This is a genomic window from Nocardia sp. NPDC057455, assembly GCF_042802775.1.
GTDB lineage: Bacteria > Actinomycetota > Actinomycetes > Mycobacteriales > Mycobacteriaceae > Nocardia.
Genome location: NZ_JBHVDM010000148.1, coordinates 1 through 9,558, shown reverse-complemented (window position 1 = coordinate 9,558; position 9,558 = coordinate 1). Strand labels below are relative to the sequence as shown.

At 69.4% G+C, this 9,558-nt stretch carries 10 protein-coding genes; all 10 read left to right on the top strand.

All coding sequences use genetic code 11. From position 1 onward, the window contains the following. Positions 1-20 precede the first annotated feature (20 nt). On the top strand, positions 21-815 hold the full coding sequence (locus tag ACFU5M_RS33115; RefSeq protein WP_379055319.1) for a coniferyl-alcohol dehydrogenase: 795 nt from the start codon (positions 21-23) through the stop codon (positions 813-815). A 40-nt stretch (positions 816-855) separates the two neighbouring features. Beyond that, positions 856-1,845, top strand: a complete 990-nt coding sequence (locus ACFU5M_RS33110) for a cyclase family protein (RefSeq protein WP_379055315.1) — start codon at positions 856-858, stop codon at positions 1,843-1,845. A 28-nt stretch (positions 1,846-1,873) separates the two neighbouring features. Further along, a complete protein-coding gene (locus ACFU5M_RS33105; protein WP_379055313.1) occupies positions 1,874-2,488 on the top strand; it encodes an NADPH-dependent FMN reductase in 615 nt (204 codons plus the stop codon). Further along, positions 2,485-3,663 (top strand): 3,4-dihydroxy-2-butanone-4-phosphate synthase, encoded by a 1,179-nt coding sequence (locus ACFU5M_RS33100; protein WP_379055311.1) that lies wholly within the window; start codon positions 2,485-2,487, stop codon positions 3,661-3,663. Before ACFU5M_RS33105 ends, ACFU5M_RS33100 begins: the two co-directional genes overlap by 4 nt. Beyond that, positions 3,663-4,580 (top strand): alpha/beta fold hydrolase, encoded by a 918-nt coding sequence (locus ACFU5M_RS33095; protein ID WP_379055317.1) that lies wholly within the window; start codon positions 3,663-3,665, stop codon positions 4,578-4,580. The genes ACFU5M_RS33100 and ACFU5M_RS33095 overlap by 1 nt, the downstream gene beginning before the upstream one ends. After that, positions 4,577-5,416, top strand: a complete 840-nt coding sequence (locus ACFU5M_RS33090; RefSeq protein ID WP_379055309.1) for an SDR family NAD(P)-dependent oxidoreductase — start codon at positions 4,577-4,579, stop codon at positions 5,414-5,416. Before ACFU5M_RS33095 ends, ACFU5M_RS33090 begins: the two co-directional genes overlap by 4 nt. Beyond that, entirely contained in the window at positions 5,413-6,615 is a 1,203-nt protein-coding gene (locus ACFU5M_RS33085; protein WP_379055307.1) for an NAD(P)/FAD-dependent oxidoreductase, read from the top strand. The genes ACFU5M_RS33090 and ACFU5M_RS33085 overlap by 4 nt, the downstream gene beginning before the upstream one ends. A 12-nt stretch (positions 6,616-6,627) precedes the next feature. Beyond that, positions 6,628-6,822 carry a ferredoxin gene (locus tag ACFU5M_RS33080; RefSeq protein WP_379055305.1) on the top strand — a complete coding sequence of 65 codons (195 nt, stop codon included), beginning with the start codon at positions 6,628-6,630 and terminating at the stop codon, positions 6,820-6,822. Between the two features lie 47 nt (positions 6,823-6,869). Beyond that, the gene (locus ACFU5M_RS33075) at positions 6,870-8,108 is read left to right on the top strand and encodes a cytochrome P450 (RefSeq protein ID WP_379055303.1); all 1,239 of its coding nucleotides are present in this window, start codon (positions 6,870-6,872) and stop codon (positions 8,106-8,108) included. A 412-nt stretch (positions 8,109-8,520) separates the two neighbouring features. Next, positions 8,521-9,558, top strand: a 1,038-nt coding sequence (locus ACFU5M_RS33070) for a lipase family protein (RefSeq protein ID WP_379055301.1), incomplete at its 3' end; no start/stop codon positions are given.

Here is a 9,558-nt window from a genome sequence, read left to right as displayed (position 1 = left end):
AGGTCGAACGATCCGATGAGCTGTGGCGCTACGACGGCAAGCGCGTCGTCGTGACCGGATGCTCCTCCGGGATCGGTGCCTGCGTGGCCCGTCAGGTCAGGGAACTCGGCGGCCGCGTGACCGGCTTGGACGTGGTGGAACCGGCCGGTGAACTCGAGGAATTCCATCGAGTGGACATGGCCGACGCCGCGTCGATCGAGCGCGCCGTCGCAGCGCTCGGCGACCGCGTCGATTCCCTGTTCAACGTCGCGGGCGTCTCCTCGGGCATCGGCGACCCGATCCGCGTGGTCACGATCAATTTTCTCGGCCTGCGGCAGTTCACCGCAGCGCTGACGCGGGTGATGGGACCGGGCGCCACGATCGCGAGCGTGTCCTCGCTCGCGGCGGCCGGCTATCTCGAGCACCGCGAACAGGTGGGCGGCCTACTGGACACCGCGGATATGGAGGCCGGGATCGCCTGGTGCAAGGACCATCCCGACGCGGTGGCCGACGGCGGTTATCGGTTGTCGAAGGAAGCGATCATCTACTACACGATGCGCAACGCCGTCGATCTCGGGGCGCGCGGCATCCGGATCAATTGCACCGGACCGGGAGTGACCGAGACTCCCATCCTGGAGCAACTGCGCTCGGCATACGGCCCGGCGTATCTCGACACCATTCCCAAGCCGCTGGGCCGGGTCTCCGAGCCGGCCGAACAAGCGGCCGCCTTGCTGTTCCTCAACAGCCGCGCGGCGAGTTATGTGACCGGCCAGGTGCTCTGGGTCGACGGCGGGAACGTGGGCGCCCGGATCGCCGGTGTGGACGCGGGCTCATGACCGCCGGAACGCAGGCGCTCGGCGTGAAAGGAGAAGCAAGGTGGCCGATCTGACGGAATTCCGGCGTGTCGCCGACGGTGTGCGGAACTGGGGGCGGTGGGGCGCCGCCGACGAACTCGGCACGCTCAATTTCATCACCCCGGACAAGGTCACCCAGGCGGCGCGCCTGGTACGGCACGGGCGGGTGTTCCCGCTCGGTGTCGACTTCGGTTCGTCCGGACCGCAGGGCGCGTTCAAGTTCCGGCACAACCCGGTGCACGTGATGACCGTGGACGGTGGCGACGCCCGAACCCTGACCGAGTACGGCCCGAAGTGGTTGCGCAACAGCGTCGGACGGGAACTCAGCGGTTTCTTCGAGGACAACCCGTTCCGCTTCAACGATGACCTGATCATCATGCCGCTGCAGGCGGCGACGCAGTGGGACGCGCTGTCCCACGTCTACTACGACGACCATTTGTACAACGGTTTTCCGGCGAGCTCGGTCACCAGTCTCGGCGCATATCACTGTGGGATCGACAAAGTCGACGGCAAAGGCATCACGACCCGCGGTGTCCTGCTGGATCTGGTTCGCCACCGCGGGGCCGAGACCTTTCTCGCGGCGGGCGATCCGATCACCCCCGACGAACTGGACGAGGTCGCCGAGGCGCAGGGCGTCTCGGTCGGCCGCGGCGACATCGTGCTGATCCGCACCGGCTGGTGGGCTCGCTTCCTCGAGGCGGGCGACGGCACGGAACCGTACTCGGGCCTGGACTGGCGGTGCGCCACCTGGCTGCACGAACGCGAGATCGCGGCCGTGGCCGCGGACAACCTCATGGTCGAGGACCCGGTGTCCGGGGTGGACGGCACCTTCCTGCCGATGCACATGCTCTGCCTGCGGGACATGGGCCTGATGCTCGGCGAGTACTGGGACCTCACCGCGCTCGCGGCCGACTGCGCCGCGGACGGCGTCTACGAATTCCAGCTGATCGCACCGCCGTTGCGCGTGGTCGGCGCCGTCGGATCGCCCATCAATCCGATAGCCATCAAGTAGCACCAGAGGAAAGCACGAGGTATCGGTCATGACCGCAGGCGCGAGGAGTGCGACCGCCCCCGAGGCGGCCGCTGACGGGCGGCCGTTCGTCGTCGGCATCGGCGGCACGTTGCGGGCCGGTTCGTCGACGGAGCAAGCGCTGCGGCACTGCCTGGCGGCGATACGGCGCCACGGCGGGCGCACCGCGCTGTTCTGCGGCGAGGAGATCAACCTGCCGATGTACAACCCGCACGACCCGGCCCGCACCGAGAAGGCCATCGCTTTGGTGGAGGCGCTGCGCAGCGCGGACGCGGTGGTGATCGGCTCGCCCGGGTACCACGGCGGCGTGTCCGGCCTGGTGAAGAACGCCCTCGACTACATCGAGGATCTGCGCGGGGACGCGACGGTATACCTGGACAACAAACCGTGGGGCTGCATCACCTGTGCCTACGGCTGGCAGGCCGCTGTGGGAACGCTCGGTCAGCTACGGGTGATCGGTCACGCGTTGCGGGCGTGGCCGACCCCGCTGGGCGTGGCGATCAATTCCGCGGAGCCGATCTGGGATACCGAAGGCAGGCTGACCGACGAGACCGTCAGCGCTCAGCTCGAGCTGCTCGCCGCGCAGGTGCTGACCTTCGCTCCGGCCGGAGGGGCGCGCCCATGACGACCTCGCCCCGGCAGGCCGCCCGGACCAGGGTGGCCGAGGCGATGGCCGCCCTGCGGACCGGGCGGATGATCCTCGTCCTCGCCGAGTCGGACGGTGGGTGCCGGGGCGATCTGGTGATGGCGGCCGAGCGCATGACGGCCGAAGCGGCCAAGGCCATGATGACCATCGGATGCGGGCTCATCCACGTATCGATGCGCTCGGCGGCGCTGGACGCGCTGGAGATACCCCCGGCCGATCCGACCTCCACGGGGCCGGGCCGCGAGCTGTTCCGTGTGTCGGTGGCCCTGGCCGGATCCGAGGCAGGTGGTGTTCGTGCCTCGCACCGCGCCTACACGATTCGCGCGCTCGCTGACCCGTCGAGCACGCCGAGTACGTTCACCCGGCCCGGACACGTCTTCCCGCTCGGCTGCGCCGCCGGTGGTGTGCTGTCGGTGCCCGCGTGCCCGGAGGCCGCGGTCGACCTGGTCGAGCTGGCCGGAATGGCGCCTGTGGGCGTGCTGTGCGAGGTCTGCGGGGCCGACGGCGAACAGGCCGGGCGGGCCGAACTGCTCGACCTCGGTCGCGAACACGGGTTGCCGGTGGTGTCGATCGACGATCTGGTCGCCTACCGCCGGCGCGAGCTGTGCCGGGTGCGGCGGCGTGGCGTCGCCCGGATTCCACTGCCGATGGGGGAGTTCCGTGCGATCGGATTCACCGATGGGCTGGACCGCGAGCATGTCGCGTTCGTGCACGGCGACCCGGCCGCGAACCTCGCGCCGTTGGTGCGCCTGCAGTTCGAATGCCTAGCCGGTGACGTCTTCGGTTCCCGGCACTGCGGGTGCCGGGCCGAACTCGATCACGCGCTGGATCGGATCGCGCGGTCCGGCTGCGGCGTGCTCGTCTACATCCGCGCGCGCAGCACCGCCGTACGGGATACGTTGCGCGCTTGCCGGTCGGACGTCGGAAGGCTCTGTGCCGAGGCACATCTCGTCGGCCCAGGAGACATCCAATCGGCCTTCGACATGCTCGACGAACTCGGGTTGCGCGAGGTCCGCCTGCTGAGCGACGCGGTCGAGGTCGCTGTCGAGCCGGGGCAGGTGCGCGTCATCGAACGGATCCCGTTGTCGCATGACCATCGAGGCGCCCGGACCCTCGCACCACCGCACACCGACCGGATAGGGAGCCTTTCGTGATCGCGCAGCGCAGAACCGTCGTGGTGGACGGCTCGGCAACCGCGTACCTGGAAGCGGGAGCGGGCGAGCCGGTCGTGCTGCTGCACGGCGGCGAGTTCGGCGCGGGGGCGGAACTGGGCTGGGAGCACACCATCGACGCCCTCGCCCACCGCTACCGGGTGCTGGCCCCTGACATGCTCGGCTTCGGCGGGTCGGCGAAAGTGATCGACTTCAACGACGGCCGCGGCCTGCGGATCCGGCACATCGCACGCTTGCTCGCGACCCTCGGCATCGAGTCGGCACATTTCGTCGGCAATTCCATGGGTGCGATCAACCTGCTCGTCGACGCGACCTCGACGGCGCCGAAGCTCCCGATGCGCAGCCTGGTGGCGATCTGCGGTGGCGGGGAAATCCAGCGCAACGAGCACATGCGAGCGCTCTACGACTACGACGCCACGCTCTCCGGGATGCGCGCCATCGTCCGGGCGTTGTTCCACGCGGAGTCGTACCCGGCCGACGAGGACTATGTGCGGCGGCGGTACGAATCGAGTATCGCCCCCGGTGCATGGGAAGCGTTGGCGGCCGCGCGGTTTCGTCGCCCGGGCGCCGAGGCGCCGCCCACGCCGTCGAGTGACCGCGCCTACGAGCGCATCCGCGTGCCGGCCCTCGTCGTCGAAGGCGCCTGCGACAAGTTGCTGCCCGCCGGTTGGTCCGCGGACATCGCGGCTCGCATCCCGGACGGACGATCCGTCGTTGTGGCGAGCGCGGGGCACTGCCCCCAGATCGAGCAGCCCGAGGTCGTCAACGACCTGCTGCTGACCTTCCTCGGCGAGCGGGCGAGTCCGGCAGCGCATTCGAACGGCGCACACCGGGGTCTGCCGACCTCGGCCGCGGGTACGGCTGCGGCCGCACCGGAACGAAAGGAAATGAAGGCATGACCGACGAATTGGCGGGCAAGGTCGCCATCGTCACCGGCGGCGCTTCGGGTATCGGCAGCGCGACCGTGGCACGGTTCGTCGCCGAAGGCGCCCGCGTTGTGGTCGCCGACGTGGATCCGGAGCGCGGCGCGGCGTCGGTGGTCCGCTACGGCGCGGCGGCGGTATTCGAACAGATCGACGTCGCCGACCCGGCGCAGGTCGAGCGGCTCGTGGACCGCGCGGTGCGGACCTTCGGCGGACTCGACGTGATGTGCAACAACGCGGGCATCTCCGGCACGATGCACAAGAGCCTGCTGCACGACGATCTCGCGGACTTCCACCGGGTGCTCGGCGTGAACCTGCTCGGCGTCATGGCGGGCACCCGCTTCGCGGCCCGGCACATGGCCGACAACGGCGGCGGCTCGATCGTCAACGTGTCCTCGGTCGGCGGCATCCAGGCCGGCGGCGGAGTGCAGAGCTACCGGGCGTCCAAGGCGGCGGTGGTGCACTTCACCAAGTCGGCGGCGATCGAGTTGGCGCAGTTCGGTATTCGGGTCAACTGCATCGCGCCCGGCAACATACCGACTCCGTTGCTGGCCTCCTCGGCGACGAAGATGTCCGCCGAGCTCGGCGAGCGGTTCACCAAGGCGGTGCGAGAGTCCATGGAGGCCGACCGCCCGTTGCCGCGCGACGGCACACCCGAGGATGTCGCGGAGGTCGCGGTGTATTTCGGCAGCGATCGATCGCGGTACGTCACCGGAACCGTGTTGCCGGTGGACGGCGGCACGGTCGCGGGCAAACCCTTGAAGCTGCGCAAGAAGCCGGCCGAGCGGTCCGTCGCGGCGGGCCCGCGATGAACCGACGCATCGGAGTTCTCGTCGTCGGAGCCTCGGCCGCGGGCCTGGCCACCGTGGAGGCGCTGCGCCGGGGAGGATACCGGGACCGCATCACACTGCTGGGCGCCGAGCCGCACCTGCCCTACGACCGCCCACCGCTGTCCAAGCAGATCCTCTCCGGTGCGTGGCGGCCCGAGCGCACTCTCCTGCGTGCGCCGCGCCTGCTGTCCGAACTGGATATCGACGTCGTCCTCGGTTCCCCCGCCGTGGCCTTGGACACCGCCACCCGCAGCGTGCACACCACGACCGGGTCCGTGACCGCCGAGCACATCGTGATCGCCACCGGGGCCGAACCGCGAAGGTTGCCCGCCCCGCCCGGATTGCGCGGAGTCCACGTGCTGCGCACGCTCGACGACGCGCTCGCGCTGCGGGACGATCTGTCGGCCCGGGCGCGGGTGGTCGTGGTGGGCGAGGGTGTTCTGGGCGCCGAGATCGCCGCCACCGCACGGCAGTCCGGCCACGATGTCACCATGACGGGCCCGCAGCGCGCCCCGATGGCGGCGCAGCTCGGCGGTCTCGCCGCGAGCCTGCTCGCCGATCTGCACACCGGCAACGGAGTCCGCCTGCGGCTCGGCGTCGGCGTCTCCGGTCTCACCGACCGCGGCGGCGAAATCACCGGTGTCGTCCTGGAGACTTCCGAGACACTGCCCGCGGACTTGGTGGTGGTCGCGATCGGGGCGGTGCCCGCCACCGAGTGGCTGGTCGGCAGCGGGCTCGCGCTCGCCGACGGTGTCGTCTGTGATGCGCGCTGCCGCGCCGCCGACGGCGTCTACGCCGTCGGTGACGTCGCCCGGTGGCACCATCCGGCGCTGCGGACGACCCTTCGATTGGAGAACCGCACGAACGCGACCGAACAAGCAGGGGTGGTGGCGGCGAACATTCTCGGCGCCGATCGGGCGTATCAGCCGATTCCGTATTTCTGGAGCGATCAGTTCGGCACCAAGATCCAGGTGTACGGCACCATCACGGCCGACGCGCGAGCCGCGGTCGTCGACGGCGACCCGGAGGACGGCCGGTTCGTCGCGCGCTTCGAGCGAGGCGGGGACGTCACCGCGGTGCTCGGCTGGAACATGCCCAAGCAGGCCAGGATTCGGCGCCAGCAGGTGGCGGACGCGCACGCCCTGCTCGCCTCGCCTCCCACCCCAGCTCACTCCCCGTAGGAAGAGGTCCCGATGAAAGTGACTGTCGACCAAGTCAAATGCGTCGCGGCCGGGCATTGCGTCATGCACGCGGCCGAAGTGTTCGATCAGCGAGACGAGGACGGCATCGTCGTCCTGCTCGACGAGCGCCCGCCGGACGAACTCGCCGAGGACGTGCGCCAGGCCGCGGCGGTCTGCCCGGCCATGGCCATCCACATCGAGGAATGAACCGGCATCCCGTGGTTCTTCCGCACCCGATCACCCAGGAGTGAACAGTGTCCGAAGCATTGACCGATACCACCAGCGCCGCCACCGAGGTTCCCGACTATCCCATGCCCCGCTCGACCGGATGCCCGTTCGCCCCGCCGCCCGAGGCGTTGCGGCTCGGCCGCACCAAGCCGCTCAATCGCGTCCGCATCTGGGACGGCAGCACGCCCTGGCTGGTCACCGGATATGCCGAGTTCAAGTCCCTGATGTCCGATCCGAGGGTCAGCGTGGACGATCATCGTCCCGGCTTCCCGCACTGGAACGAGGGCATGGCGGCGATCGTGGACAGCAGGCCGAAGTCGCTGTTCACCACCGACGGCGAGGAGCACAGCCGGTATCGGCGGATGCTGACCAAGCCGTTCACCTTCAAGCGGGTGGAAGCGCTGCGGCCGGTTATCCAGCAGATCACCGACGAGCACATCGACCGGCTGCTGGCCGGACCGCAACCGGCCGATCTGGTCGAGGCGCTGGCGCTGCCGGTGCCGACGCTGATGATCAGCGAGATGCTCGGCGTGCCCTACGAGGACCACGAGTTCTTCCAGAAGCACGCCACCGTCAACGTCGACCGGTACGCGACCAAGGAGCAGGCAGCCGAGGGTCGCGCGGGGCTGGCGCGGTATCTGGTCGATCTGGTGAAGAAGAAGCTGGAAAGCCCCGCCGAGGACGTGGTGTCCGACATCGCGGAGCGGGTCCGCGCCGGTGAGATCGATATGAAGGAGGCCGCCCAGCTCGGGACCGGCCTGCTGATCGCGGGCCACGAGACGAGCGCCAACATGATCTCGCTCGGAGCCCTGGCCCTGATGCGCAACCCCGATCAGTTCGCCCTGCTGCGCGATACCGAGGATCCGAAGATCGTCGTCAACGCGGTCGAGGAACTGTTGCGCTACCTCAGCATCATTCAGAACGGACAGCGGCGCGTCGCGATCGAGGACATCGAGATCGCGGGAGAGACCGTCCGGGCCGGGGACGGCCTGATCTTCGATCTCGCGCCGGCCAACTGGGACGAAAAGGCGTGGGAGCAGCCGGACCGGCTGGATCTGCGCAGGCCCGCCGGCCAGCACCTCGGGTTCGGTTTCGGTCCGCACCAGTGCGTCGGGCAGCAACTCGCCAGGGCCGAACTCCAGATCGTCTTCCGGACGCTGGTTCGGCGAATCCCCACGCTGCGCTTGGCGCTTCCGTTCGAGGAAATCCAGTTCAAACACGATCGGCTCGCCTACGGGCTGTACGAGCTGCCGGTGAGTTGGTAAGGCATCGCGCCGAAATTGTTCTACCGCCGCCCTCGTCGCCCGCGTGGTCCCGGCGCGGGCGACACCGACCGCCGGGCAGCCGCCGGATATCCCGCTGTCGCCCGGCGGTGGCGCTTTCACTCGGTGCGCGTCCCGGCGCCACGCGGACCACGGCCTCGGCCACGCTGCCGGGCGGGAGGTGCGCGCCGCGGGAGCGATCTGACACCGAGCGGATTCATATTATCAGTAATCATGTTACTCTACAGTAGGCCCGCAGCTGTGACTTGTCTCATGTCGAACGGCTATTGCGGTCAAGGGCACTCCGGCGACGGTGCCGGGTGGAGTTCACGGAGAGATATCGATGCAACGACAGCATGGGCCGTCCCGGTCCAGGTGGCGGCGATGGGCCGTTCCGGTGGCAGTGGCGGTTGCCGTGGCTTTTGCCGCCGCGGTGGCCGTGGTAGGAGTGGATACGCGGGAGGCGGCGGCCGCGCCGGTCGGCGATTTCTACGTCCCGCCCGCGCAGATCCCGTCGGAGCGGGGCGCGGTCATCAAGACCGCGCCGATGGCGCTGTTCGCGACGGTGCCCACGGATCAGGGCTGGCCGGGCAAGGCACAGCACGTCATGTACACCTCGCAACTGCAGGACGGATCTCCGGTCGCGGTATCCGGCACGTTCATCGACGCGACCGGTCCCTGGCAGGGGTCGGGTCCGCGCCCGACGGTGGTGATCGCTCCGGGTACCTCCGGCCAAGGTGACCGCTGCGCGATGTCGGTGGCGTTCTCCACCGGGGTCACGGTGTTCGCCGACCCTTCGCCGGGGTTGTCGGCCAATCAGGAACTGCCGGCGTCGGTGGTGTGGAGCGGGCTGGGCGCGCGGGTGCTGGTGACCGACTACATCGGACTGGGCACACCGGGAATCCACACCTATGCCAACCGGATCGAGGCCGCCCACGCTGTGCTCGACGGCGCCCGCGCCGCCAACAACCTCGCCGGAGTCGGGCCTGACACGCCGCTGGTGTTGTGGGGCTACTCCCAGGGTGGTGGTGCCACGGCGGCCGCGGCGGAGATGCAACCGGATTACGCGCCCGAACTCGACCTCAAGGGGACCTGGGCCGGGGGGCCGGTCGCGGACTTGGCCGCGATCCTCGAACGCATCGACGGCTCGCTCATCAGCGGCGCCATCGGATTCGCGATCAACGGTCTGCTCGCCCGTTATCCCGACCTGCGGGAGGCGGTCGACCGGGTGACCAGTCCCGCCGGGCGCGCGATGCTGGAGACGCTCAGCGACGAATGTATCGGTGACATCATCACGCGGCACGCGTTCATGAAGACCGGTTCGCTGACCACCGACGGGCGCTCGCTGACCGAACATCTGGCGGCGATCCCCGAGGCCGCTCCCGCCCTGGCCGAACTTCGCATCGGTAACCTCACCCCGAGGACGCCGGTGCTGATCACCAGTGGCTTGAAC

Excerpts from the sequence above, each read along its gene's own strand:
- ACFU5M_RS33105 (WP_379055313.1), top strand. The coding sequence starts at position 1,874 with ATGACCGCAGGCGCGAGGAGTGCGACCGCCCCCGAGGCGGCCGCTGAC.
- ACFU5M_RS33080 (WP_379055305.1), top strand. The coding sequence starts at position 6,628 with ATGAAAGTGACTGTCGACCAAGTCAAATGCGTCGCGGCCGGGCATTGC.
- ACFU5M_RS33090 (WP_379055309.1), top strand. The coding sequence starts at position 4,577 with ATGACCGACGAATTGGCGGGCAAGGTCGCCATCGTCACCGGCGGCGCT.
- ACFU5M_RS33100 (WP_379055311.1), top strand. The coding sequence starts at position 2,485 with ATGACGACCTCGCCCCGGCAGGCCGCCCGGACCAGGGTGGCCGAGGCG.
- ACFU5M_RS33085 (WP_379055307.1), top strand. The coding sequence starts at position 5,413 with ATGAACCGACGCATCGGAGTTCTCGTCGTCGGAGCCTCGGCCGCGGGC.